Source organism: Rhodococcus sp. RDE2 (assembly GCF_020885655.1).
Classification (GTDB): Bacteria; Actinomycetota; Actinomycetes; order Mycobacteriales; family Mycobacteriaceae; genus Rhodococcus; species Rhodococcus pyridinivorans.
This window is the reverse complement of sequence record NZ_AP025186.1, coordinates 1,765,428-1,791,734: the sequence shown is the minus strand read 5'-3', so window position 1 is coordinate 1,791,734 and position 26,307 is coordinate 1,765,428. Positions and strand designations below refer to the sequence as shown.

The 26,307-nt window shown below is 69.7% G+C and carries 19 protein-coding genes and 1 pseudogene; 8 read left to right on the top strand and 12 right to left on the bottom strand.

Annotated elements, in window-relative coordinates; translation table 11 throughout:
• Window positions 1-4 precede the first annotated feature (4 nt).
• The 5 genes from LPH33_RS08335 to LPH33_RS08315 all read right to left on the bottom strand — a co-directional run bounded on the left by LPH33_RS08335 (window position 5) and on the right by LPH33_RS08315 (window position 5,316).
• A complete protein-coding gene (locus LPH33_RS08335) occupies window positions 5-1,657 on the bottom strand; it encodes an ABC transporter permease (RefSeq protein WP_229567800.1) in 1,653 nt (550 codons plus the stop codon).
• Window positions 1,654-2,598 (bottom strand): ABC transporter ATP-binding protein, encoded by a 945-nt coding sequence (locus LPH33_RS08330; protein WP_160876181.1) that lies wholly within the window; start codon window positions 2,596-2,598, stop codon window positions 1,654-1,656. The genes LPH33_RS08335 and LPH33_RS08330 overlap by 4 nt, the downstream gene beginning before the upstream one ends.
• Window positions 2,599-2,608: 10 nt before the next feature.
• Window positions 2,609-3,265, bottom strand: coding sequence for a TetR/AcrR family transcriptional regulator (locus LPH33_RS08325; protein ID WP_088898719.1), 657 nt, complete (start codon window positions 3,263-3,265; stop codon window positions 2,609-2,611).
• Window positions 3,266-3,371: 106 nt separating this feature from the next.
• Window positions 3,372-4,907, bottom strand: a complete 1,536-nt coding sequence (locus LPH33_RS08320) for a carboxylesterase/lipase family protein (RefSeq protein WP_229567799.1) — start codon at window positions 4,905-4,907, stop codon at window positions 3,372-3,374.
• 94 nt (window positions 4,908-5,001) lie between these two features.
• A complete protein-coding gene (locus LPH33_RS08315; protein ID WP_016693753.1) occupies window positions 5,002-5,316 on the bottom strand; it encodes a hypothetical protein in 315 nt (104 codons plus the stop codon).
• A gap of 341 nt (window positions 5,317-5,657) precedes the next feature.
• On the opposite strand from LPH33_RS08315, the gene LPH33_RS08310 reads away from it, so the two are divergent.
• Window positions 5,658-6,716, top strand: coding sequence for an alpha/beta hydrolase (locus LPH33_RS08310; RefSeq protein WP_229567797.1), 1,059 nt, complete (start codon window positions 5,658-5,660; stop codon window positions 6,714-6,716).
• A gap of 49 nt (window positions 6,717-6,765) precedes the next feature.
• Here the strand turns inward: LPH33_RS08310 and LPH33_RS08305 are convergent, their stop codons facing one another.
• On the bottom strand, window positions 6,766-6,924 hold the full coding sequence (locus LPH33_RS08305; protein ID WP_229567795.1) for a hypothetical protein: 159 nt from the start codon (window positions 6,922-6,924) through the stop codon (window positions 6,766-6,768).
• Window positions 6,925-7,121: 197 nt separating this feature from the next.
• Here LPH33_RS08305 and LPH33_RS08300 point away from each other — a divergent pair, with 197 nt between their 5' ends.
• Complete coding sequence (locus tag LPH33_RS08300) at window positions 7,122-8,555, top strand: TY-Chap domain-containing protein (RefSeq protein ID WP_016693750.1); 1,434 nt, start codon at window positions 7,122-7,124, stop codon at window positions 8,553-8,555.
• A gap of 20 nt (window positions 8,556-8,575) precedes the next feature.
• Here the strand turns inward: LPH33_RS08300 and LPH33_RS08295 are convergent.
• Window positions 8,576-9,091 (bottom strand): annotated as a pseudogene (locus tag LPH33_RS08295) (O-acetyl-ADP-ribose deacetylase).
• A 61-nt stretch (window positions 9,092-9,152) separates the two neighbouring features.
• Between LPH33_RS08295 and malQ the strand changes: the two are divergent.
• Entirely contained in the window at window positions 9,153-11,276 is a 2,124-nt protein-coding gene (malQ, locus tag LPH33_RS08290; protein ID WP_229567793.1) for a 4-alpha-glucanotransferase, read from the top strand.
• A 75-nt stretch (window positions 11,277-11,351) separates the two neighbouring features.
• Here malQ and LPH33_RS08285 read toward each other — a convergent pair whose 3' ends face one another.
• Together LPH33_RS08285 and LPH33_RS08280 are read right to left on the bottom strand one after the other, a co-directional pair.
• Window positions 11,352-13,142 (bottom strand): AMP-dependent synthetase/ligase, encoded by a 1,791-nt coding sequence (locus tag LPH33_RS08285; RefSeq protein WP_229567791.1) that lies wholly within the window; start codon window positions 13,140-13,142, stop codon window positions 11,352-11,354.
• Window positions 13,135-13,623: a MarR family winged helix-turn-helix transcriptional regulator gene (locus tag LPH33_RS08280; protein WP_229567789.1), complete on the bottom strand. Its 489-nt coding sequence runs from the start codon at window positions 13,621-13,623 to the stop codon at window positions 13,135-13,137. The genes LPH33_RS08285 and LPH33_RS08280 overlap by 8 nt, the downstream gene beginning before the upstream one ends.
• 175 nt (window positions 13,624-13,798) lie before the next feature.
• Here LPH33_RS08280 and LPH33_RS08275 point away from each other — a divergent pair, with 175 nt between their 5' ends.
• The 3 genes from LPH33_RS08275 to LPH33_RS08265 are packed head-to-tail and all read left to right on the top strand — an operon-like array spanning window position 13,799 to window position 20,666.
• Window positions 13,799-15,313 carry a DUF2397 domain-containing protein gene (locus LPH33_RS08275; RefSeq protein ID WP_229567788.1) on the top strand — a complete coding sequence of 505 codons (1,515 nt, stop codon included), beginning with the start codon at window positions 13,799-13,801 and terminating at the stop codon, window positions 15,311-15,313.
• Window positions 15,310-16,440, top strand: coding sequence for a TIGR02678 family protein (locus LPH33_RS08270; protein ID WP_229567786.1), 1,131 nt, complete (start codon window positions 15,310-15,312; stop codon window positions 16,438-16,440). The genes LPH33_RS08275 and LPH33_RS08270 overlap by 4 nt, the downstream gene beginning before the upstream one ends.
• Window positions 16,437-20,666: a TIGR02680 family protein gene (locus tag LPH33_RS08265; RefSeq protein ID WP_229567784.1), complete on the top strand. Its 4,230-nt coding sequence runs from the start codon at window positions 16,437-16,439 to the stop codon at window positions 20,664-20,666. Before LPH33_RS08270 ends, LPH33_RS08265 begins: the two co-directional genes overlap by 4 nt.
• A gap of 77 nt (window positions 20,667-20,743) precedes the next feature.
• Here the strand turns inward: LPH33_RS08265 and LPH33_RS08260 are convergent, their stop codons facing one another.
• Window positions 20,744-21,928: a thiolase family protein gene (locus LPH33_RS08260; protein WP_088898726.1), complete on the bottom strand. Its 1,185-nt coding sequence runs from the start codon at window positions 21,926-21,928 to the stop codon at window positions 20,744-20,746.
• Between the two features lie 192 nt (window positions 21,929-22,120).
• Entirely contained in the window at window positions 22,121-23,068 is a 948-nt protein-coding gene (locus LPH33_RS08255; protein WP_229567782.1) for a hypothetical protein, read from the bottom strand.
• Window positions 23,069-23,387: 319 nt separating this feature from the next.
• On the opposite strand from LPH33_RS08255, the gene LPH33_RS08250 reads away from it, so the two are divergent.
• Window positions 23,388-23,684, top strand: a complete 297-nt coding sequence (locus tag LPH33_RS08250) for a chorismate mutase (RefSeq protein WP_085469565.1) — start codon at window positions 23,388-23,390, stop codon at window positions 23,682-23,684.
• Between the two features lie 154 nt (window positions 23,685-23,838).
• Complete coding sequence (locus tag LPH33_RS08245) at window positions 23,839-24,636, top strand: SDR family NAD(P)-dependent oxidoreductase (RefSeq protein WP_060654350.1); 798 nt, start codon at window positions 23,839-23,841, stop codon at window positions 24,634-24,636.
• A gap of 78 nt (window positions 24,637-24,714) precedes the next feature.
• Here LPH33_RS08245 and LPH33_RS08240 read toward each other — a convergent pair whose 3' ends face one another.
• Window positions 24,715-26,139, bottom strand: coding sequence for an aldehyde dehydrogenase family protein (locus LPH33_RS08240; RefSeq protein WP_160876201.1), 1,425 nt, complete (start codon window positions 26,137-26,139; stop codon window positions 24,715-24,717).
• Window positions 26,140-26,307: the final 168 nt, after the last annotated feature.

Sequence of the window (26,307 nt, the reverse complement as noted above, 5' to 3'; positions counted from 1 at the left end):
TCCGTCACACCTGCACGTCGCGGCGGTGGAATCCGACGACCGCCGCTGCGACGAGCAGTACCGCTGCGACCGCCTGGACGATCAGCGGCATCGCCGTCACCCCCTCTGCGGGCACCAGCGGGACATGCGAGAACGGCGACAGTGCGACGAGTTCGTCGGGGAGGTCGAGCATCTCGCCGAGCCACGCGACGAACACCGTCCACACCACCAGCACCCACACCAGCCCGGTCGCGCGCGGCACGCAGCCCAGCAGCGCGAACGCCACGGCGACCACGAGGATCGCCGCCGGGACGTAGACCAGGGACGCCGCGATCATCCGCGGCACCCATCCCCAGTCGCCCACCGCGAGTGCGACCCCCAGTCCGGTCGCAGCACCGGAGACGAGCAGCGCCACGACCAGCTGGACGACGATCACGGCGAGCGCCGCGAACAGCCATGCGCTGCGCCCGGTTCCGGTGACGATCACCAGACCGGACCGTCCGCCGTCCTCCTCGCTGCGCATCCGCATCACGGCGGACACACCGAAGGCGGTGGCGCCGAGGGCGAGGAACATCAACATCATCCCGGCGAAGGAGGCGGTGAGGGCGTCGGGGTCCACGCCGACCATGTCCAGCACCTGCGGCATCTCGTCGATGAGGTCCTCGACGGAGCTCGCCAGGGCGCCCATCGCGACACCGAACAGCACCAGTCCCGTCAACCAGCCCACGAACGCTCCGCGCAGCAGGCGACGGATCAGGCCGACCGGACCGAGCAACGCGGAATCCGCTTCGGCGGGTCCGGGTTTCGGTGCCCGTAGACCGGCTCCGAGGTCGCGGCGCCGCGACAGTGCAACGGCGACGGTGAGCAGCACGACCGTCGTGGCGACGGACAACAACAGCGGCCACCACCGCTCGTCGACGTAGAGCCGGGTCTGCTGGGCCCAGGCGATCGGCGAGAGCCACGACAGCCACGACCCGGTGGCCTCGATGATGTCGCCCGCCCCGCGGACGAAGAAGGCCGCGGCGAGCACGGCGAGCGCCGTGCCCGTGGCCGAGCGGGAATGCTCGCCGAACTGGGCGGTCACCGCGGCGATCGCACCGAAGAGCACCCCGGTGACGGCGGAGGCCACACCGAAGGCGACCGAGCCGACGACATCGAGCCCGCCGGCGATGAGCGCGACGGTGATGCCGGTGCCCACGACGAGGTTCGCGACCGAGACCAGCATCAGAGCGGCCGCCGGCGGAGCGTAGGCCCCGACGGGGAGGGCCCGCAGGAGTTCGAGCCGGCCGGATTCCTCCTGCGCCCGGGTGTGCCGCACGACGAGCAGGATGCTCATGATCGCGGTGGCGACGAAGACGGTCAGGCTCAGTTCGTTCGCGGTCATCGCCCCGAGCGTGTAGTTGTCGATCCCGTAGGCCGGTCCCGTCATGAGCACGGCTGCCGGATTCTCCAGCAGGGCCGCGCGGGCCTGCCGGGAGGCCTCGTCGGGATAGACCGCGGCCAGGCTGAGGGCGGTCGACCACACCGTGAAGGCGAGCGCGAGGGTCCAGACAGTGATGCGCACGCGGTCCAACCGCAGGTAGAGCCGCAGCAGGGTGCCGAGCCCGGTGAACGGTGCCGCGGACGTCGCGGAGGTACCGCTGGGGGTCGGTACTGCTGTCGGTGTCGTCGTGGTCATCGTGAGGACACCTCCTCCACGGCACCGGCACCGTTCCCGTCACCGGTGTCGAAGGTGTCGCCGTAGTGCCGCATGAACAACTCTTCGAGCGACGGGGGCGTGATGGTGAGGTTCTCGACGCCGAGTCCGGCGAGTTCCTGCAGGACCGGGGCGAGGGCGGTGTTGTCGACGTCGAACGCGAGCCGGCCGTCGTCGGCGTAGAGGTCGTGGACCCCGGAGAGACCGGCCAGACGCTCGGCAGGGGCGCTCGTGGTGGCCCGCACGGACGAGCGCGTCAGGTGCCGCAGTTGCGCGAGGGTGCCGGTCTCGACATCGCGTCCTGCACGGATGATCGTCACCGTGTCGCAGAGCTTCTCGACCTCGGCGAGGATGTGGCTGGACAGCAGCACGGTCGCGCCGAGGTCACGGAGCCCTCGCACCTCGTCCGTGAACACCGCCTCCATGAGCGGGTCGAGACCCGAGGTGGGTTCGTCGAGCAGGTAGAGCTCGGCGTCCGATGCGAGTGCGGCGACGAGTGCGACCTTCTGCCGGTTGCCCTTCGAATAGGTGCGGGCCTTCTTCGTCGGGTCGAGTTCGAACCGCTCGAGGAGTTCGGCGCGTCGGCGCGTGCGGACCTCTCCCCCGCGGATGCGGGTGAGGACGTCGATGATCTCGCCCCCGGTGAGGGTGGGCCACAGGTTCGTGTCGCCGGGCACGTACGCGAGCCGGCGGTGGATCGCGACGGCGTCGGTCCACGGGTCGAGTCCGAGGACACGGGCGGTGCCGGAATCGGCACGCAGCATTCCGAGCAGCACCCGGATCGCCGTGGATTTGCCGGCGCCGTTCGGTCCGAGGAATCCGGCGACGGTACCGCGTTCGACGGTCATCGAGAACCCGTCGAGGGCTCTCGTGGTTCCGAATGTCTTGACGACGTCGCGGATTTCGATGATCTGGGTGTCCATCTTTCCTCCGTCAGGAGTCGGGGGGTGCCTCGCGCACTGCCAGATAGGCGTCGAGAAGGGTCGAGTCCGTCAGCAACGGCTCGGTGTAGAGCTCGAGCATCGGCAGCATGAGGCGTTCGGTGTAGGAACGCAGCCTGGCAGGAAACGTCTCGAGATCGAGGTACTCGTCGGGACCGGGAAGGTCCATGAGCACGGCGCCGACGCTGAACGAGATGAGGGCGCGTGCTCGTTCGGACGGGAACCGGCTCGGCTGCACGGTTCCGGCGGCCACCGCCTCCTCGAGATAGGCCTCGGTGTCGGCGACGAGTCGGTCGAGGAAGTCGGCGGCGGCGGCACCGCCGGCTCGGAGGGTGCGGAAGAGATATGCGACCGTGGTCGCGTAGGTCTCGATGTGTTCCATCTGATCGTGCAGAGCATCCGACCCGAGCCGGGGGTCGAGGACGGCACTCTTCGCCTGCCGGATCCCGTCGAGCACGTACCGGTCGCAGTGTTCCTTCAATCCGGCGCGGGATCCGAAATGGTGCACGATCAGCGAGGCGCTGACGCCGCACTCGGCGGCGATGGTGCGCAATGGCACGCCGACGCCGTACGCGGCGATGCACCGGATGGCAGCGTCGCGGATCCGGGCACGGGTGGTGAGGTCGTCACCGGCGGCGGTTGAACGCACGTTTCAAGCGTTGCACACGTGTTCAACCCGATCAACGCACTGTTTGTGCCATCCGAACGCGTGTCGTCGGTGCTTGTCGATGTGCCCCAGGTGCTTGCGGGTGCGCTCAGGTGAAGGCCATGACCTGGCTGCCCCAGACCCGGCGCATCTCGCCGTCCGGATCCGACTCGACTCTGTCGGTGGAGTCGATGAGCAGGGTCGAGCGTTCCTCCACCTCGTACTGCAGCCAGTGCTTCGAGCCGTCCAGTGCCGCCGGCACACCGTGGTGCGCGAACGCGAGCCAGCGCCGCTGCACACGCCCGGAGACCTCACCGGCGGCCTTGCGACCACCGAGCCAGAAGGTCGGATCCCGGCCGAGGGTGCCGAAATGACCGAAGACGTACGGCAATTCGGTTGCGTGCCCGGCACCGATCCGCGCGGCCTTGAGCATCGGGGTGGCGTGGTCGAAGCGGTACACCCAGGTCGGCGAATGCGCGCTGTGTGCTTCGGCGACCCACAGCACCGGCATGCGGAAACCGGCATCGCGCGAGAGTGCCATCGCCCCGGCGGCCTTGGGCAGGTCGGGATACGCCGCGACGATCTCGGCGAGACGCTCGGGAGGCAGATCCGTCCGGTCGTCGGCCAGCGCCGCGAACATCGCCTGCACGGCCGTGTCGTTCACGGGCATCAACGGCGACTTCATGAAGCGGAAGATCGACGGCTCGTCCTTGTTCGAGCCGATGATCAGCGGGATCCGGTGCGACAGCCCCTTCTGGAAGGCCGCGACCGGATACTTCGGCACCAGGTCGCGGTCTACGACCGGGGCCATGGCGAGCGTTCCCGGCACCTTCGTCGGGGTCTCGGCGACGAGCACTTCCGACGCCTCGACCAGCCTGTCGGTCGACATCGTGAGCAGTTCGGCGGCCCGGGACGGCGGTAGGTCGAGGATCTCGAGGAAGCGCTGCGCGACCGTCGCGGCACGTTCGCTGCCGTACACCGAGGTGGCGGGCGGCGACTGGGCGATCGCGCGATGGAAGAGACCCTCGGCCTTCGGAACCGTCATGAGCGTGGTGATCGACCCCGCACCCGACGATTCACCGAAGAGCGTCACGCAGTCCGGATCGCCACCGAAGTCGGCGATGCAGTCGCGCACCCATTCGAGGGCGGCGATCTGGTCCCGGAGACCGACATTGGATTCGAAGGTGACCTCGGATGTGGAGAACGACGACAGGTCGAGGAAACCGAGCGCGCCGAGCCGGTAGTTGATCGTGACCACCACGACATCGCCGCTCTCGCACAGGATTCGGCCGTCGTAGATCTTCTGACCGGAGTATCCGAGTATGTAGGCGCCACCGTGGATCCAGACCATGACGGGGCGGCGGCCGTCGGGCGGCGGCGCCCAGATGTTGAGCGAGAGACAGTCCTCGCTCAACGTCATCTCGGGGTCGATCCCGATCGGGCTCTGTCGACTCTGCGGAGCGATCGGCCCGAACCGCGCGCCGTCGAGGACGCCGTCCCACGGTTCCGGCGGTAATGGCGACCGGAACCGCCGAGAACCGGTCGGGGCCGCGTACGGGATGCCCTTCCAGGCGTAGACGTCGCCGTCGCGATATCCGCGGACCTCTCCGTACTTGCAGGCAACGGTGAGCGTGTCGTCCTCCACGTGACCTCCCACCCGAACCGGTACTGCCGTGCGAGCACCGATCACTTCGTTCGTCGACCTACCCATCCGATGATGGTGGATGCCGGGCGGTTCGTCAGCCGGCTGCGGAGAGAGGTTCGGGGGCCACGCAGTCGACGAGGTCGATGACGAGTGCGTCGAGCACGTCACGCAGGTCGTCGCGCGCCGAGTCGGCCAGTGCCGGGAAGACGGTTGCGAGTGCGATGGGCACGAGCGAGGCCTGTCCGAGCAGGATCCCCATGGCCGCATCGAGCTTGACGACCTCGTCGTGCAGGCGGGCGTAGGTGGTGGTGTCCACGCCGTGCGCCACGGCGATCCGGTCGGGCTCGCATGCCGCGGCGTCCGCCACCATCCGGGGCAGGTCCTCCGCGGTGATCTCGTCGGCACTCATGCTTGCAACGTCGAATTTACGCAACATCTCGCCTTCGTTCGTCCCCCAGGAGCGACGCCGGGCCGCGCGCCGCAGTCGAAACATACAGTCAGTGTGGCCCGAAAAGTACGGAATGTGTAGAAGGTCCGGAAAACTTTTTGCACTGCCGGTACCTGACAGAAGGTACATCGCCGAGAACCCGCCTTCACCCGGAATCATCACCCTGAGACCAGGACCACAACGATTGCTCCGCGAACCCTCGCGACCTGGATGAACGGGCGTATCCTCGTAAATCCGAAGTCCGTGCAGCCACCCCGACCGGGTCCGACCACGACTCCGGGCAGACCGAGGAGGTGCCGGTCGTGAGTATCGCTCGCACCGAGTTGCTCCCTCTGCCCGCGCACAGCGCCACGACGCGCGAGTTCGCGGGGGTGAGCACTCAGTCCCGTGCCCTGTCCTTCTCCGTGCGTCGTACCGTGCGGCCGTTCATCGAGGCGTGGTCGTACGCCCCGACCCTCCCCTGGCCGGCGTCGATGATCGATCACCTCGCGTTCCCGCTCGTGCCGGTGCCCGGTACGCACCGCCGGCGGGTCGATCTCCCGACGTGCCCGGCGGAACTGCTGTGGGCGCCGGGTGCCGCACCCCCGGCCCAGGGCTGTACGGACGGCACCGCCGCCCGGGCCGGTATGGACGGCACCGCCGCCCGGGGCGGCATCCGCGGTACCGCCGTCCTGTACCTGCACGGTGGCGCGTTCCTGTGCTGCGGCCTCACCACGCACCGCCATCTGGTCTCCCGCATCTCCGCCGCAACCGGCGCGCCGGTCCTGGCGGTCGGTTACCGCATGCTGCCGCGCCATCCGATCCGGCGCGCGGTCGAGGACGGACTCGACGGATTGCGTTGGCTCGTGGCACACGGCTATCCGGTCGAGCGTGTCGTGATCGCCGGGGACTCCGCGGGCGGCTTCCTCACCTTCGCCGTCGCCCACGAAGCCGTACGACTCGGCATCGGCCGCCCGGCCGGCACCGTCGCGCTGTCACCCCTGACCGATCTCGACCCGCGGGGCAAACTCGACCATCCCAACTCGCACCGGTGTGCAGTCTTCCCGCGACGCGCCGTCGCTGTGCTGTCCACCCTCGTCGAACGCGCCGAACGTCTCGGTGGCGAAGGTGCCGAACCGGTCGCCTCCCCCGTCGATCTCGATCTGTCGGAGATGCCTCCCGCACTCATCCAGACCGGATCCGAGGAGATGACCTACGTCGACGCCGAGCTGATGGCCCGGCGACTGCAACTCGCCGGGGTCTCCGCCGAACTCCAGGTGTGGGAGAGACAGGTGCACGTCTTCCAGGCCGCGGCGGGGGTCGTCCCGGAGAGCGGCCGCGCGATCGCCGAGATCGGCCGCTTCGTGCGTGAACTGCGGTGAACCTGCTCTCCCGACGTCGCCGCCCTCGACCCTGCCCCACCCAGCAGGGTCATATCGACACGCGGATCGCGTAGTCCGCCACGGCATCTACGGTGCATTCGGCCGTCCCGGCCGATACGGCGGCGATCCCCACGAACGGATCCGCCGACCGTACTGCGGGGATGCGGGCCGGCAGCGTCCGGACGAGACGGATGATGGCGTCGATCATGCGTCGATGATCGAACACCTCCGGACGGATCGACACGGTTTCGCTCGCCGGGATCGGAACACTCCGGCGGGCCGTCGGCGGTCGAGAACCGTGCGCTCCGGCGAGCCGTCGCTCGTGCGACCGAGCGGAGGAAGGCCTGTCGGTGCCGGCGACTAGTCTTTCTCTCGGCTCGACCGCACAGAGAAGGGGGTCCGATCATGGCCGACGCGCAGACCCGGTTCGACCAGGACGTCGATGCGGCCTGGCGCGAGTTCCGCACGCGCCTGGCCGACCATGTCGCGGCCATGAGCGACGGCGACGGCCTGGTCCTCGAACCCTTCACCGACGAGGCCGGCGGCCCGGCCGGGCCGTGCGTGCAGTTCTACGCATGGGGAGACCGGCTGGTCCGCTGCGAGGTCCCGTCCAACGCCCACCTCGCCCCCGACCGGCACCTCACCCCGGTCGACGAGCAGATGCTCCTCGATCTCGGGCTGCAGGCTCCCTCCCGCGGACCGGACGATCCGGAGGACGGCGGATCCCCGGCGTTCTGGATCGATCGTCCGGGCAGCTGGGCCGATCAGCTCGCCGTGATCGCCGTGCGCGCCCTGCGCTCGGTGTGGGGCGTTCCCCATCCACTCTTCCTGCGTGCCGAGACGTTCGGAACGGAGCGCTCGGTTGCCGAACTCACCTCGTTCCTCGTGCCCGAGACGCCTCAGGCCGGTCGCACGCAGACCCCGGAGATGCCGCTCGCGGTCGTCCCCACCGGCGACGACCACGTGCGCGAGCTGATCGAATCCACCCTGCACGAGCGGATCGACGATCTGCCCGCCTGGGACGAGGACGGCGATCTCGTCCTGCGGATTGCCGGGGTGCTGGTGTTCGTCGGTGTCGGCCCCGGTGGCGGCACCGTCGACCTGTTCGCGCCGATCGTCCATTCCATCACCGGACGCACGCGGGCCGCCGAGATCTGCGTCGACCTCAACCGCCGGTGGCCGCACCTGAAGTTCGTCCTGGTCGACGACCGTCTCGCGATCGTCGACCACGTTCCGGCCTCACCGTTCGCTCCGGCGCACCTGCTCGGGTCGCTCGAGACCATCACGCAGTTCCTCGACACCGTCGACGGCTCGTTCGCCACCCACATCGGTGGCTCGCTGCTGCGCGATCAGGGATTCGACGGGGCGCCGGGTGGTGCGGCCGATCCGCCCTGGGGCGACATCTCGCAGTTGCCCGACGCCGAGGACGATCTGCCGGTGGCCCTGCTCGCGGTGCGCGACTTCCATCTCGACGGCGCGACCGATGTCGCCGCGAGCACGGTCGCGGCGATCGGCGATCGCAATCCCGAGCAGTTGCGGCGGTTCCTCACCATCAGCACCGAACTGCAGGTGTGGTGGGACGGCGAGTCGCAGACCCGCGAGGCGGCGCTCAACACCGACGGCGCACGCGAGGCACGGGCGCGGGCACTCGAATGGGAGGCGACGAGCCGCTCGCTCGCGGAGGCCCTGCAGTTCCTCGAACAGGGCGAGGGCACCGACTCGGCCGGATCACGCGCGTCGAAGTCGAGCGCCGGCCGCGAGGCGGCGCCCGAGCAGCCCGCCCTGTTCGACAACCCCGACGAACCGACCCTCTTCGACGGTTTCGGCGACTACTCCTGAACCGGTCCCGACCGGGCTGCTCACGTCTGGGAGACGGCGCGACGGAGCGCGTCGACGGCGGCGTCGCCGAAGCCGACGAGCACGACGGTCTCCACGTCCGTCTGTGTCTCCCGGATCGTGGTGACGGCCTGCAGGGCGGCGTCGTCGAGCGGCCAGCCGTAGATACCTGCCGAGACGAGCGGGAACGACACCGTCCGGGCGCCGAGGTCCTGCGCGACGAGCAGACTGTTGCGGTACGCCGAACGCAGGATCCCGGATCGGTCCTCGTGCGCCGATCACACCGGGCCCACGGTATGGATCACCCACCGCGCCGGGAGGCGACCCGCAGGAGTCGCCACCGCACGGCCCGGTTCGAGCCCGTCGGGTAGCGAGGTCGCGCGGAGTTCGCGGCAGGCCGCGAGGATCTCCGGGCCGCCCGCCCGGTGGATCGCACCGTCCACTCCGCCGCCTCCGAGCAGGGAGGAGTTCGCGGCGTTGACGATCGCATCCACCGCGATGGTGGTGATGTCGCCGTGCGCGATGTCGAGAGCGGTCACCCTGTCGACCATATGTTCCGCGCGCTGCCCCCGAGTCGTTTTGCTGGCATGATTCAGGACCGTGACGTCCTCGGCGAAGCTGCGCGAACTGGCCGGAAAGCACGGCATCACCACCACCTACACGGGATGGGGGGGACTCGACCACGATGTCTCCGACGAGACATTGCGGCGCGTACTCGCCGCGCTCGACGTCCCGGCCGGGACGGACGACGAGGTCGTGGCATCGCTCGCCGACTTCGACGACCGCCCGTGGCGCTGCATGCTCCCGCCCGCGCTCGTGGTCGTCGAGGGCGACGACCGGACGTTCCCGGTGCACGTACCGCACGGCGACCCGGTGTCGGTGTGGGTCGTCGCCGAGGACGGGGCGGAGGTCGATGTCGAGCAGCTCGACGTGTGGGTGGACCCGCGTACCGTCGACGGCCGGCTCGTGGGCCGCGCGACCTTCGCCGTTCCGCGGCTGTCCCTCGGCTGGCATGTCGTGCACGCCCGCAGCAACGACATCGAGACCACCGCGGTCCTGGTCGTGACCCCGCGCCGGTTGTCGACCGCCGACCGACTGCTCGAGAAGAAGCGTTGGGGCCTTGCCGCCCAGATCTATTCGGTTCGCAGCCGCCGGTCCTGGGGCATCGGCGATTTCGCCGACCTGGCCGATCTGGCGGCGATCACAGCCGGTTACGGCGGCAACTTCGTCCTGATCAACCCCGTGCACGCGGCCGAGCCGGTGCCCCCGCACGAACCGTCGCCCTATCTGCCGTCGTCGCGGCGTTTCGTCGACCCGCTGTATCTGCGGATCGAGGACATCCCGGAGACCGCCTATCTCCCGGCGAAACACCGCAAGGAACTCGACGAGCTCGCGCAGCGCGCGGCCAAGGCGAACCGGAAGGCGCGGCGTCTCGACCGGGACGCGACTTTCCGCGCGAAACTCGACGTCCTCGAGCGCGTGTACCGGGTGCCGCTCGGCCCGGCCCGCCGCGCACGGTACGAGGCGTTCTGCGCCGAGGGCGGGCAGGCGCTCGACGACTTCGCGCTGTGGTGCGCGCTGTACGAGAAGTTCGGCGACCGCGCCGACCGGTGGGCGTCGCGCGCTCCGAGCCCCGACCACCCGAAGGTCACCCGGTTGCGCGAGCGGCTCGCCTCGCGCATCGACTTCCACCGGTGGCTGCAGTGGTTGTGCGACGAGCAGCTCGCGAACGCCCAAACCGCTTCGCTCGCAGCAGGTTCCGATATCGGTATCGTGCACGACCTCGCGGTGGGTGTCGGTCCGCACGGCGCCGACGCCTGGACGCTGGGCGACGCGCTGGCGTCGGGCGTCACAGTGGGCGCCCCCGCCGACGACTTCAACCGCAACGGCCAGAACTGGAATCAACCGCCGTGGCGACCGGATCGCCTCGCGGAGCTGGGATACATCCCCTTCCGCGATGTGGTGCGCTCGGCATTGCGGCACGCGGGTGGTGTCCGGGCCGATCACATCCTGGGACTGTTCCGCACCTGGTGGGTGCCGGAGGGAATGTCGCCGGCCGACGGCGCGTACGTCCGCAGCGACCACGAGGCACTCGTCGGCATCCTCACGCTCGAGGCGCATCGCGCCGGCGCCGTGGTCGTGGGTGAGGACCTCGGGGTCTTCGAGGAGTGGGTGCAGGAGTATCTTGCCGAGCGCGGCATCGCCGGGACGTCGATCCTGTGGTTCGAACGCGACGAGGACGCTCCGCGTGGGCCGGAGACCTACCGTTCCCTGTGCCTGACCTCGGTGACCACGCACGACCTCGCGCCCACGGCGGGATATCTGGCGGGCGACCACATCCGGCTGCGGTCGGAGCTCGGTCTGCTCGAGGGCGACCTCGACGCCGAACTCGCCGATGCGGCGGCCGAACGCGACTCGGTTCTGGCGCTCGCGGTCGAACGGGGTCTGCTCGACGAGGGCGAGACCGACGTCGATCGCCAGGTCGAGGCGCTGCACCGGCTGATCGCGGCGAGTCCGTCTGCGCTGCTCGGCGTTTCGCTGGCAGATGCGACCGGTGAGCGTCGCAGCCAGAACCAGCCGGGCACCGTCGACGAGTATCCGAACTGGCGGGTTCCGCTCGCCGATGCCCGCGGCAAGGTCGTGCTCGTCGAGGATCTCGTCGACCACGACGGATTCGCGAGACTGGCCCGTGCGGTCTCCGGAGACACCTCACCGGTGGAGTGACACCACACGAACGCTGCGACCGCCGATCCGGATGTCGGATCGGCGGCCGCGGCTCGAGTACGCGCCTCTAGGAGGTTACTTCGCGTACAGGGCGTCGATCTCGTGGGCGAAACGCTCGGTGACGACGTTGCGCTTGATCTTCAGCGTCGGTGTGAGCTCACCGGACTCCTCGGTGAGATCGCGGTCGAGGATGACGAACTTCTTGATCGCCTCGGTGTGCGAGACAAGGGTGTTGGCGTCGTCGACGATGGTCTGCACCGCGTCGCGTAGCGCGGGATCGTGGCGCAGGTCCGCGATCGTCGCGCCGGCGGGCTTTCCGTTCTCGGTCTTCCAGTTCTCGAAGACGTCCGAATCGACGGTCACCAGGGCTGTGACGAAGCTGCGTCCGTCGCCGACGACGACGGCCTGGGAGACGAGGGTGTGCGACCGCATGCGGTCCTCGATCGGCCCGGGCGAGACGTTCTTGCCGCCGGCGGTGATGATGAGGTCCTTCTTGCGCCCGGTGATGGACAGGTAGCCGTCCTCGTCGAGCGAGCCGAGGTCGCCGGTGCGGAACCAGCCGTCGTGGAAGGCTCCCTCGGTGGCCTCGTCGTTGCGCCAGTAGCCGTCGAAGACGACCATGCCGCGCAGCTCGATCTCGCCGTCGTCCGCGATGCGCGCCGAGTTCCCGCCCATGGGACGCCCGACGGTGCCGATCTTCTGCGCGCCGGGCGTGTTCACGCTGTGTGCGGCCGTGGTCTCGGTGAGGCCGTAGCCCTCGTAGATCGGTACGCCGACGCCGCGGAAGAAGTGACCGAGGCGGGGGCTCAGGGCACCGCCGCCGGAGATCGCGTACCAGCACTCGTTGCCCATGGCCTCGCGCAGCTTGGAGTAGACCAGCTTGTCGGCGAGGGCGCGCTTGGCCTTCAACGTGAAGGTGGGGCCGCCGTGGTCGAGCGATTCGCTGTAGGCGATGGCGGTGCGCTCGGCGAAATCGAAGATCGCCGCTTTGACCGGTCCGCCGGCCGCCGCCTTGCCCGCTGCCGCGTCGCGCACCTTCTCGAAGACGCGCGGCACACCGAGGATGATGTTCGGCGAGTACCGGGCAAACTGCGCGGAGACGGTCGAGAAGTCCGCCCAGTGAGCCTGCGCCGTGCCTGCTTCGAAGAGCGCGAGCGACACCGCGCGCGCCAGCACGTGCGCGAGGGGCAGGAAGGTCAGGCCGCGGTTGCCGGGCTTGGCGACGATACCGATGTCCGAGGTGAGGATGGACCGGACCTCGGCGAGGAAGTTGCGGTGGGTGAGCATGCAGCCCTTGGGTCGCCCGGTGGTTCCCGAGGTGTAGACGAGGGAAGCCAGGCCGCCGGAACGGATTCCGGCCAGACGCGTGGTGATCTCGGCGTCGTCGACCTCGGCACCATCGGCCGCAAGCGTGTTCACCGCGCCGTCCTCGATCTGCAGGATGCGACGGAGGGTGTCGGGCATGTCGACGAAGAGCTTCTCGTGCCGCGCGGTTTCGACGACAGCGAGGACGGCCCCGGAGTCCTGGAGGATCCAGCGAATCTGCTCGGTGGACGAGGAGTCGTAGATCGGTACCGACACCGCGCCGGCCGTCCAGATCGCGTAGTCGAACAGCGACCACTCGTAGCGGGTGGCCGAGAGCAGCGCGACACGATCGCCGGGCTGCACACCGTTGGCGATCAGGCCCTTTGCGACGGCCTTCACTTGGTCGGCGAACTGCTGCGCAGTGACCGCGACCCAGTCGTCACCCTGCGGCCGGGAGTACATCACGCGGTGCGGAGTCTTCTCCGCATGGGTGAACACCGTGTGGACGACCGATTCGTCGTCACCAATGGTGAACGGGGCCGGGGTCGAGTACTCACGCACTGCAATCTCCATCGTTCTGGTCGGGAGTCCGGTCGTCGGAATCGATTCCTGCGCGGAAGCGGCGCAGGAGATCCACGAAGCGTTCGAGTTCGTTCTCGTCCCAGCCCACGAGGCCGGCGCGGACGTCGTCGAGACGACGCACGACCGCACCTTCGAGAACTGTCGCTCCGTGGTCGGTGAGCCGGAGCGGATGTCCGGCACGTGCCGGACCCGTCCCCGCCTCGACCCAGCCCGCATCGACGGCGTGACGCAGTTGGCGCGACACGGTCGAGCGGTGGACACCGAAGACCTCGGATATGTCGGTGGCGCGGCAGCCCGGATTTCGGGAGATGAAGCCGAGAAGCGAATGCTGGACCAGTGAGAGTCCGCTGTCCTGCGTTCGTGCTCCGGACGTCAGGAAGCGCACGAGAAGCACGAACTCCTCGTATACGCGGGCAACGCCGTCCGCAGACGGCCGCCGGGCCTGCCGATTGTGTTGCACAGGGCAACTATAAACGCGAGTGAGGCACGGCACGAATCCGCGCGGTGTCCTGCCGATTTCCGGCCTGCCTCTCCACAGCCCGTGCGCGCACCCGGTGAACTCGTCCGCCCCGCTCGGCGTTCACCGGGCTAGCCTGTCTGTCCGTACGGCGTCAGCACTCGGGAGAAGAGGTCGGATGGGCGAACACATCGGTCGCGACCTGTTCCGTCATCTCGTCGCCGACGAAGCGGACGAGTACCTCGCGGTGATGGACTGCTTCACCGACCTCCTGCTCGCCGATCTGTCCGCCGACGATATCGCGGTCTCGTGTGCGCGGCGCGGGGTGGCGCTCGACATCACGGTCGTCGCCGCCCGGTGCCGCAGCCTGGTCCGGTGGGGCAATCTCGCACTCACCAGCGGCGGAACCGACGGTGGCGGCTCCCACCGGCGGAGCGCTCCCGAGACCGCCTCGACCGAGGTCCGTGCCCGATACCGGCCGACACCGGCCGGGCTGCGGGTGCACCGCGAGACCGGCAGGCTTCTCTCCACCTCCGACGACGTGCGCGGCGTGGCACGCGTGTCGCTCCGTTGTGTCGCGGACGGGCTCGCCCGCATCGACGAGCTGCTGGTGGACGACGGGAGGGTGCTCGACCGGGACGAGCTGGCCGCCCACGTCACCGCCCTGTTCGCGCACCACCGGTTGTTCGCCGACAGCGTCGCCGATTTCTACTCGCACCTCGCCGAGATCCTGGGTCGTCTGGAACACTTCCCCGATCGCGAACGCGCGGACGTGGTCGACGACTACGCCGAGACCAAGAACCTGCTCCTCGACTACGTCGATGTCGTCGGTTCGGACGTCGAGCGTCTCGCGCCTCTCGTCGCCGGCAGGCTCGACCGGATGGGGCCGCGTCTGGACCTCCTGCTCGCCGCGTTGCTCGAGTCCGGCCTGCCGAACACCGTCCCGGACCGGTCCCCCGGTCGCCGTCGCACCGACTGGGACGAACTGGCGCAGTGGTACGCCGAGGACGCCGGGCCGCGCCGCATGCGCGAGGCGGCGGCATCGGCGCTGAACCGGCTGCTCGTGCGTACTCGGCGGATCACGACGAGCACGCCGGGCTTCTCGCACCGTGCAGATCTCCTGCGCCTGGCCCGGTGGTTCACCGAATCGTCCGACGATCAGGCCCACCGGTTGTTCGCCGCGACCTTCGGTGCCTTCCCGAGCCGGCACCTGCTGCTCGGCCCCGACGAGACCGACCCGCGAGTGGGTGCGGGCACGTCGTGGTGGCGGGCCGATCCCGTCGTCGTGCCCGTGTCGTTGCGCGAACGCGGCGACCACACGTCCCGCGGGGCTGTCGGCCGACTCCCCGATTCGCTGCCCGGCCGGGTCCGGGCCGACGAACTCGCCCGGCGAGAGTCGCGCCGCCGCTCCGACGCCGTCGCCGAACTGGGTGCGGCGGGCGACCTGCACGGAGCGGACCTGTCGGCGGAGGCACGCGACGTTCTGCTCGACGTCCTCGCCGCTGCGCTCGCGGGTCACCGCACCACCGACGGTCCGGTGCACGTGGACGATCCCGATCTCGGGTTGTCGCTGACGGCGGAGCCGGGCGCCGACACCGTGGTCCACTCCCCCGACGGCGATCTCACCGTGCACGGTTTCCGGCTGCGCACGTCGGCCACGGCACCGCTCGATCACAGTGTGGTAGCCCCGTGAACACCTCGTACGCGCGCGCGGTGTCCGGGGACGTCTCCGGTCGGCGGGACGCCGCGCGGGCGCTGCTGCAACAGCCGATCGTCACCGCGGCGGGCGATCGGGAGACCTTCGACCTCGTTCGGCGCCATGCCCCGGCCCTGAAGTCGATGTTCGCCGACCACCTCGGATACCGGCTCGTCGTCGAACCAACCTTCGCCCGTCTGACCAAGGCACCGCTCGGGCCCACCTCACCGCACCGGGCGCTCCGGCACGCCGACGGCACCGAGTTCGGCGCGATCACCTACGCGTGTCTCGCGCTGGTGTGCGCGGCACTGCTCGAACCCGGGACCGGCGAGAGGGTGTCCGTCGACGACCTGCTCGAGCAGGTACGCGCCGATGCGCGCGAGAACGGGATCGTGTTCGGCGACCCGGTGTCCGAGGAACGGAACTTCGCTGCGGCCCTGCGCGTCCTCGAGGAATGGGGCGTGATCACCGAGTCCGGTCGCGGGGACGAAGCGAGCGGCGACGGGCCGCATCTCGACGTCCACCGCGACCTGCTCCCCCATCTGCTCGACACTCCCCTGCACGGGATGCCCGGTCCCGCAGCGGCATTCGCACGCCACGAGCACGAATCCGCCGCTCGCCGCCTGTACCGCAGACTCGTCGAGGATCCGTTCGTCGCGCGCGACGAACTGGACGACGAGTCGGCGACGATCCTCGCCCGCGACCGGCACGAGCTCGCCCGGATGCTGGAGGACGACTTCGACCTCGTGCTCGAGGTGCGTGCCGAGGGCGCGCTCGCGTACGACCCGGCCGGCGTGCTCACCGACGAGGCGTTCCCGGGGTCGGGCACCCTGAAGCACGCCTGCCTGCTGCTCCTGGCCGAACTCACCGAACGGTTCGGCGACTCGGCGCCGACCACGCTGCACGTCGACGTCCACACCCTCGACTCGGTTCTCGCCGATCTCGCCGCCGCGCGTTCCCGCACCTGGAAGAGCATCTACGTCCGCGATCTCGCACTCCTGCGCCGGGACGTCGTCGCACTGCTCGTCCGGCTCGGGCTGGCGCGCCCGCACGAAGACGAACTCGAACTGGCCGCACCCGCCGCCCGCTACCGCCCCGTCCCCGCCGAAAGCAAGTGTCGATGACCCACTCGTCCGACCCGTCCGCCCTCGACGAGAACCCTCCACCCCGTTTCCCGGATCGCTGGCGTCTCCACCGCGCCGGCATCGTGAACGTGTGGCACTACCTGGACGTCGAGTTCGTCCTGTCCGGTGGGCGGATGATCCTGCGCGGCACCAACGGATCGGGGAAGTCCCGCGCCCTCGAGATGTTGCTGCCCTTCCTGCTCGACGCCGACCGCAGGCGCATGGACGCGACGGGCGCCGCGAAGGTCGATCTGGACGAACTCATGCGCACCGGGACCTCGGACACCACCGACCGTGTCGGATATCTGTGGCTCGAACTGGCGCGTCCCAGCGAGCATCTCACCGTCGGGGCGCAGGTCCGGCACCGCGCCGACGCCCGTCGCAGCGACGTGCACTTCTTCACGACCCCCTTGCGTGTTGGCACCGAATTGCGCCTCGTCGACGACGCCCGCATCCCGCTCTCGCGGGAGCGACTCGCCGACCTCGTCGGTGCCGACAATCTCACCCGCGATCCGGAGCGGCATCGTGAAACCGTGCGGAGGCTGGTGTTCGGCCTGCACGGGGAGACGGGACGCGAACGCTACGACGGCCTGCTGCAACTGCTGCACACCCTGCGCTCACCCGATGTCGGCCACCGCATCGACGAGGGTCGCCTCCCGCAGATCCTGTCGGACGCGCTGCCACCGTTGACGGAGAACATGCTCGCCGAAGCGGGAGGCCGCCTCGACCTGCTCGGCGACACCCGCCAGGAACAGCTCCGTCTCGAATCGGCGCACGCACACGTGCTGCGATTCCACGAGGTGTACCGACAGTACGCAGCGGATCTACTGCGCGCCGACGCCGAGACCGCCCGCGACCTCGCGCAACGGGTCGTCGAGACACGACGGGCACTCACCGCCGCGGAAGCCGAGGCGGCCGACCTCGACACGCAGGCCGCCGCGGCGGACACCCGCCTGAACGAGCGCCGCGACCAGGTCGCCGAACTCGACCGCGCGATACGCGGACTCGAGACCCACGAGATGTTCCGGTCCGCGGACGATCTCGCCCAGCGCCAGCTCGCCGTCGATGCGCTCCGGCTCGCCGCCGGGCACGCGGCCGCCGCCGCCGCTCGCAGCCGCCTCCAGGAACGGCGCGACGCCGACCACGCGGCCCGCCTCCTCGACGACCTGACCTGTTCGGTCACGCATGCCGCGCGACGGCTCGTGACGGCAGGTCGCGCCCTGCTGTCGGTGGGTCTTCCGCACGACACCGTGCCGACCACGCTGCACTTCTCCGTCGACCGTCCACCCGCGGTGCTCGAACCCGTGCGCACCGGCATCGACGACACCACCGAGCAGGTGGTGCGGCCGGTCGTCGCGACGGTCTCCCTCGACGCCGGGCACGTCGACGAGGTCCGGGATGCGGTCCTGCGTGCCGCCGAGGCGACCAGTCGCCGTCGAGATCAGGCGGGCCGGAGACTGCTCGAGGCGCGTCGTCTCGACGCTGCCGCGCACGCTGTCCGGGAAGCCGAGGCGGCGGCCGACCGCGCGGCCCGCGATGCCGAGCAGCGTGCCGTCGATGCCGCCGAGACGGATGCCGGTGTCGGTGCGGCCGCTGCGGGTCTGCAGCACCGGTGGCGCGAGTGGATCACCGCCGACCGCACGACGGCTCTGCTGCCGGAACTCGAGCGGGATCGGGTCGTCCTGATGCGCGGACTGTCCACGCGACTCGACGCACTGATCGACTCCTCCCCCGCCGGCCCCACCGAGACGGACTCCGAGGACGTCGACCTCGATTCGGCACTCGCCGAGTTGGATTCTCTGCCCGCGGCTGCCGCTCGGTCCGCTCTGAGCGACCTCGCCGGCGCCCCGGCCGAACGGGAGCGTCGCGAACGCGAGGCGCGGACCGCGCGCGAGGACCTCGTCCGGGAGCAGGCGGCACTCGAAGCTGTCGGTGAGGGACCGGAACAGGCACCCTGGCACGTGCGCACCGACGGTGTCCCGCTGTGGCGGGCGGTCGAGTTCGTCGACACCCTCGGGGACGACGATCGCGCCGGAATCGAGGCGGCGTTGCTCTCCGCGGGTTTCCTCACCGCCACGGTCGACGGCGAGGGTCGCTTGCGTGCACTGGGCGGTCAGGTCCTCGTCTCGCCTCGCGGCGAACCACCGGCGCAGTCCCTGTCGACGGTCCTGCGCCCGGACCCCGAGGCCGACGTGCCGCGCCCGGCGATCGAGGCGGTCCTCAACACGATCGGATTCGAGGACGCCACCGCGGTGGCCTCGGTCTCGCGGGACGGCCGCTGGCACAACGGTGTTCTGCGCGGACGCCACACGGCCGAGACGCCGCGTTGCATCGGCAGGCCGGCCCGGGAGGCCGTGATCGCGGCCCGTCGTGTGCGTCTCGACGAGATCCGCGCCGAACTCGCCCGGATCGACCTGGCAGTGGAACAACTGCGCGTCGACTATCCGGACGCGGCGTACCGGCGGGCGGAGATCGACGCGCATCTGTCGACCGCGCCGACCTCGCACACCCTGCGCTCCGCGCTCGAACGGCGTCGGCACGCGTACGCGCATGTGCGATCCGCGGCGAACACCGCGGTGGAACTGCGCGAGCGGGCGACGACGCTGCGTGCTCGCTGGACCGCCGAGCTCGACGCACACCGCACGGCGTGTGAGCACTTCGGCGTGCCCGGCGACGTTCCGGAACTCGAGGCGTTGGTCGCCGGATGCGCGTCCGCAGAGACACTGTGCACCGAGCTGGCACGCGATCTCGGTGACGTCCTCGCTGCCCACCTCCGGTTCACGGATGCCACCGAACGGTGCGTGCAGGCCACCGCCGAGCGGATCGACTCGGAGGAGATCGCCGAGTCGTGCCGCTACGAATGGCACGCGAAGGCCGCGGTGGTCGCTGCCCAGACCGCCGCTGTCGACGTCGACGCCGCCGACCTGGCGCGGGAACTGCGCGACTCGGAAGCCGAGCGGGCACGCGCCGACGAACAGTTCCGGCGCACGGTCGCCCACCGCGACCATCTCGGCCGGGCCGTCGCCGAGGTGCTGCAGCGATGTGCTGCCGCACGCGAACGGCTCGACCGCGACCGTCGCGAACTCGCCGCGGCCGCCGAACTGCTCGCCGCGCACCTGCAGCTCCCCGAACTGCGCGCCGCGCTCGAGGAGGATCCGGGAGAGGACTCCACCGCGTCTGCCCGGACGCTTCTACCTCCGGTCCACCTCGAGGATCCGGATCACGTGCTCTCGGTCACCCGCACCCTGCTGGCCGCGTTGCCGCCGCGCACGGGAGTCGACGAGAACGCGATGCTGGTCGCGCTGCAACAGTTCGACCGCGACATCACGACCCGGTTCGACATCGAGCACACGGTGACGCACGGCGCCCATCGCGTCCGGATCGCCGGAGCGGGCGACGACGCCACGCCCGCGGGTGTCTGCGCCGCTCTGACCCGGCAGGTCGAGGACGGCCGGCGCGCACTGTCGCAACGCGAACACGATGTGTTCACGGGATTCGTGCTCGGCGGTGTGGCCGACGAACTGCGCCGCCGGATCGAGCGGGCACGACAGGTGATCGCCGCGATGAACGACAGTCTCGCCGACAGCCGCACGACGCACGGGATCGGCGTGCGGATCGAGTGGCGTCCCGGTGGCGAGGACGCCGACGCGGCGCGGTTGACGCAGCTGCTCACCGCCCCCGAACGGTCACCCGAGGATGCGTCCGACCTGGTCGGGATGCTGCGGCGCCGGGTGGAATCCGCTCACGCCGCCGATCCGTCCGCCGGCTACGCGCAGCACCTGTCGCAGGCACTGGACTACCGGCGCTGGCACGAGGTCGAGGTCACCATCCTCGGCCCCGAACCGGGCCGGGAGAGACGGATCTCCGCGCGCGCCAAGATATCCCAGGGTGAGACCCGGTTCGTGTCGTACGTGACGCTGTTCGCGGCGGCGGACGGTTATCTCTCCGGCCTCCCCGACACCGGCACCGCACTGCGGCTCGTGCTGCTCGACGACGCGTTCGCCAAGATCGACGACCCGACGATCGGTGAACTCATGGGCCTGCTCGTGCGGCAGGACATCGACTTCGTCATGACCGGGCACGCACTGTGGGGCTGTGTGCCCGAGGTGCCCGAGCTCGACGTCTACGAGGTCCGGCGACTCGCCGACGGCGCGGCCGTGACGACCCGCGTGCACTGGGACGGCCGCGTCCGGCAACTCCGCCCGCTCACCGAGCTGCAGACATGACCGAGCTGCAGACATGACAGTGGCGGGAGCGATACGTATCGCTCCCGCCACTGTCAGGCCTTCGAAACCTGCCCGGATCAGGACACGCGGCGCAGCAGCGCGGCGAGTGCCTGTCCGCCACCGATGCACATGGTGACGACGCCGAGTTCGAGATCGCGGCGGATCAGGTCCTTGGCGACGCGCAGCGTCAGGATCGCGCCGGTCGCGCCGACCGGGTGGCCCAGGGCGATCGCACCGCCGTAGGGGTTGGTCTTCTCCGGGTCGAGCTTGGCGTCGCGCGCCACCGCGAGGGCCTGCGAGGCGAAGGCCTCGTTGAGCTCGACGGTGTCGATGTCGGCCGGCGTCAGGCCGTTCTGCTCGAACAGCTTCGCCAGCGCGAGGGTCGGGGCGTAGCCCATCAGCTCGGGCTCCATCGCCGCGGTGACCACCGACTCGAGTACGACGGAGGCACCGAGGCCGCGTTCGCGGGCGACCGACTCGCGGGCCAGGACGAGCGCAGCAGCGCCGTCGTTGATGCCGGAGGCGTTACCGGCGGTGACGGTGCCGTCCTTGATGAACGCCGAACGCAGCTTGCCGAGCACCTCGAGGGTGGTGTCGGGCTTGGGGTGCTCGTCCTCGGTGACGGTGACAGGCTTGCGGCCACCGATCTCGACCGGGGTGATCTCCTCGGCGAAGGCGGCCTTCGCGGCGTCGGTGGCGGCGCGGCGCTGCGATTCGAGGGCGAACTCGTCCTGCTGCTCGCGGCTGACGCCGTACTCGCGGGCGACGTTCTCGGCCGTGACACCCATGTGCTGTCCGCTGAACGGGTCGGTGAGCATGCCGACGGTGCCGTCGACGAGTTCGCGGTTGCCGAGCTTGTAGCCGTTGCGGGCACCGAAGTCGTAGAACGGCATGCGCGACATGCTCTCGTCGCCACCTGCGACGGTGATCTCCGCGGCACCCCACCGGATCTCCTGGGCCGCGGACCACACGGCCTGCAGACCCGAGCCGCACAGGCGGTTGACGGTCAGGGCCGGGGTGGAGACGGGAAGTCCGGCGGCGAGGGTGACACGACGGGCGTTGTAGGCGTCGGCACCGACCTGACCGATGCAGCCCATGACGACCTCGTCGATGTCCTCACCTGCGACACCCGAGCGCTGCAGCGCCTCGCGTACGGCGGTGGCGCCGAGTTCGTGCGCGGGTACGTCCTTGAGTGCGCCGCCGAAGCTGCCGACGGGGGTGCGTGCGCCGTCGACGATGACGATGCGTTCCGGAGCGGTCATTTCTCGTCCAATCTGGTCGAACACCTGGGGTCCACGCGCCGGCACCGCCGAGCGCACGGATCTTCGGGAAGGCGTCCTCCCGAAGCGTCTGACTCGATGCTACGGCACCGAGTGCCGCGATCGCGATGGCCCGAACACACGTTTCAGGAACGGGAACGGAAATGCCATTCTACAATACCGACTACGCCATTTTCACTCGTCGTCGACCGTGAACGGAGGACCCTCCGCGAGACGTTCCGCAGCCGCCGGTGTGCCCAGTTCACGGCGGTGGCGAGGATGCTCCACATAGAACTCGAGGAAGCGGTACAACTGCACGGGATCGACAGCCAGATGCCGTGAGTCCACCTCGATCCGGGGCTCGGGCGGCAGGCGTTCGAAGGGGAACACCCGACTCGTGCGCCGACGCGCCCACGCCGCCGACCCGTGCCCCTCGATCCAGATCTCCGGGAACCCTCGGTCGACCGCACGGAGACCCCGCACCGAGACCCACGGCAGATAGGACTCCACGAACCAGCCACGCAGCCTGATCCCGTCCGGTCCGAGAACGAGCGAACCGGCCCGGATGCGCCCGAGTGCCACCTCCAGGAGGAAGACCAGGCACACCCCGGCGACGAGCGCCAGCAGCAGCGCCACGAGAGGTAGACCCTCGTTCCCGACCACGACCTCCACGGCGGCGCCGAGCGAGAGGAACGTCCCGCACAGCACCATCGCGAGCAGCAGACCGAAGACGGAGCGACGGCCCGCGATCTCGGTACCGCCGCGACCGGCCGTCTCGACGTACCGGACCCGCGGTGTGCGGCTCGGAAGTGACGGCGACCGCCGCCGACCCCCGGATCCGGCAGGCCACCAGAAGGTGGCGCCGAAGGCCGCAGTCAGCAGCATCAGCACCGCCAGGATCGAATAGAAGCGGTCGGCGCCCACCGAATCGGTGCCCCACGCGCCTGCTCCGCGTGCCGCGGCGAAGATCGCCACGAGCACCGCCGCGCCGGCCGCTGCGTACACGTGCAGATTGCGCGTGCCGTGCTGCCATTCGCTCGGCGGTTCGGTGTCGGACGTCGGTTCGGTGTCGGACGTCGCATCGGTGTCGGAAGTCGCAGCCTCCGTGCCGCGCCCACCCCACGGGACAACTGGTCGTCGCATCGGTCTCCCCTCCCGGCGTACCGAGGAGCCCCGACGTCCTCGACCCTGCCGGTCGGCCGGAACGCTACCTCGAGCGGCGGACCCGATGCGGACCCTTCGGGCGCGATGTCACCGACGGGCACACGAGTTGGCACCGGTCGGTGTGACAATTAACATACCCCTCGGTCATCAGAGTGTTGAACCAGGTCACGGCCGTTTCTGAAGGGACAGGACGCGCATGGGAGAGTCTCGCGAGAATTTTTCCCTACGTGTCGGTAACACCTATAGGCGTGAGCACGACACAATCTGTGACGATTCAGACGAGACCGGAGGAGTCTGCATGACTGTCCAGCTTGATTCGCCTGGCATCGCGTCCGTCGGCGAAGCTTCGTCGGCCGAGGCAGAGCTCGGGGAGCTGTTCGAGCAGATCAAGGAGCTCGACGCTCAGCTGCTCGCGGTGATCAAGCGGCGTTCGGAGCTCGTTCAGCGCGCTGGAGCATCCGCGAAGGGCACCGACGCGAGCCGCGAAGCACAGGCCGAGGAAATGGCCGTCCTGGGACGCTTCGCCGAACTCGGCACCGACGGCAGCACGCTCGCGATGACGCTGCTGCGCCTCGGCCGCACCCGCAAGGCCTGAGACCTACAACCGACGGCCCCCGCACCACACGGTGCGGGGGCCGTCGCCGTACCCGGGCCGTCCACCGATTCGCATCACCCCGGTCGCAAACGTGGCCGCCCGCTCCCAAGTCGGCATACCGTCGGGACATCCCCGAAGAACGGACAGGAGCAGCATGGATCTCGGACTCACCGCGAAGAGGGCCATCGTCACCGGCGGTAGCCGCGGCATCGGCTATGCCATCGCGCGGGCACTGGCCACCGAAGGCGCCGACGTGGTGATCGCGGCCCGTACCGCGGCCGATCTCGACATCGCAGCGAAGACCCTCTCGGAGGAGACCGGGCGACGAATCGTTCCCGTGCCCACCGACACCGGCGACCAGGCCTCGGTCGACGCGCTGGTCGCGCGGGCCGTCGCCGAACTCGGCGGGGTCGACATCCTCGTCAACTCCGCCGCCACTCCCTGGAGCGCCAACAAGCCGACGGACTTCGCCGCGACCACCGACGACGTCGTGCGCAACGAGGTCGAGATCAAGGTCCTCGGCTGCCTGCGCACCGCACGGGCCGTCGCCCCCTACCTGATCGAGCAGGGCTGGGGCCGGATCATCAACATCAGCGGTCTCGGCGCACGCAGCGCGAACTCCATCGCCCAGACGGTCCGGAACGTCAGCGTCGCCGCTGTGACGAAGAACCTCGCCGACGAACTCGGCCCGCACGGCATCAACGTCACCGTGGTGCACCCCGGCCGGACCCGCACCGAGCGGCTGGCGGCACGGCTGGCCGAGGAGTCGGCCGAGACCGGCACGCCGGTAGCCGAACTCGAACAGCAGATCGCGAAGAACTCCGTGAACCGCCTCATCGACGCGAGCGAGGTCGCCGACGTCGTCGCGTTCCTCGCGAGCCCGCGCAGCATCGGCATCACCGGCGACGCGATCGCCGTGGGCGGTGGCGTGCCCGGCGCGGTCTACTACTGAGCAAGCTCCCGAAACGCCACCCCCGAAACGATGCGGCACCGGCCGGGAAACCCCGACCGGTGCCGCATACGTCCTCCGTCAGCGCAGTATCGTCTTGATCTCCAGGAACTCCTCGAGCCCGAAGACACCGGCCTCGCGTCCGATACCCGACTGCTTGTAACCACCGAAGGGTGCGTCGGTGTTGAAGGCGCCACCGTTGATGTAGACCTGGCCGGTGCGCATACGGCGGGCCACGGCCTCCGCTCGCGCCGGATCGGCCGACCACACCCCGCCGGACAGGCCGTACTCGCTGTCGTTGGCGATGCGCACCGCGTCGTCCTCGTCCTGGTATCCGATGATCGACAGCACCGGCCCGAAGATCTCCTCGCGGGCGATCGTCATCTCCGGCGCGACGTTCGTGAACACGGTCGGGCCCACGAAGTAACCGGTGGTGAACTCGGTTTCGCGCCCGTCGAGCACCAGTTCGGCACCCTCCTCGACACCCTTGTCGATGTACGCCTTCACACGTTTCTGCTGCGTTCCGCTGACGAGCGGACCGAGCTTCGACGACGGATCGTCGGGCAGCCCGACGGTGTAGGCCCGCGCGACCTGCTCGGCGATGGCGGTGGCCTCCGCCAGACGGTCGGCGGGGACGAGCATGCGGGTCAGCGCGGTGCAGGTCTGGCCGGAGTTGAGGAAGCACTTGCCGACACCCTCGGTGACGGCGGCGGTGAGGTCGGCGTCGTCGAGGATGATGTTGGCCGACTTGCCACCGAGTTCGAGCGCGACCTTCTTCACCGTTTCCGCAGCGACGACCGAGACACGCTTGCCGGCGCGCGTCGAGCCCGTGAACGACACCATGTCGACGTCGGGGTGCGCGGCGATGGCCTCGCCGACGACCGGCCCGTAGCCGCTGACGAGGTTGAACACGCCCGGCGGCAGGCCGGCCTCGTCGACGATGTCGACGAGCGCGTAGGTCACCAGCGGGGCGACCTCGGTGGGCTTGAGCACCACGGTGCACCCGGCGGCGAGCGCGGCGAAGACCTTCAGCACCACCTGGTGCAGCGGGTAGTTCCACGGGGTGATCGCCCCGACGACCCCGATGGGTTCGCGTACGACGAGGGCGTTGCCGATCTCCTGGTCGTCGAAGTCGTACGTCCCGGCCAGCGACGCATAGCTCGCGATGTTCTTCAGCGGCATCCCGACCTGGATGGCACGTGCGAAGTGGGCGGGCATCCCCATGTCCTGCGAGACGACCCGCGTGAGCTCGTCGGCGCGCTCGTTCGCCAGCGAGGAGACCTTCTCCAGGTAGGCGGCGCGCGACGCACCACTGAGCGCGGACCAGGCCGGGAAGGCGGCCTTGGCTGCGGCGACCGCCCGATCGACATCGGAGGCGACACCCTCGGCGACCACGGCGACGACCTCTTCGGTCGTCGGGTTCACGACCTCGATGCGGCCGCTGCCGTCGGAGTCCACCCACTGTCCGTCGATGTAGATCTGCGTACGGTCGAGAATGTCGGTCATATCGCTCTCCCCTGCTCGTAGGCCGGCCTGTCGACGCCGTTGGGCGCGAGCGTAGCGAAGACCCCTCCCGCAATACAGCGTTTACTCCCGGCGGGTTGTGATGTATCCCGCCGTCATCGGAGTTAACACGTGCGCTACACTGGCGATTGCTGCTCGCGCGCTCCACCG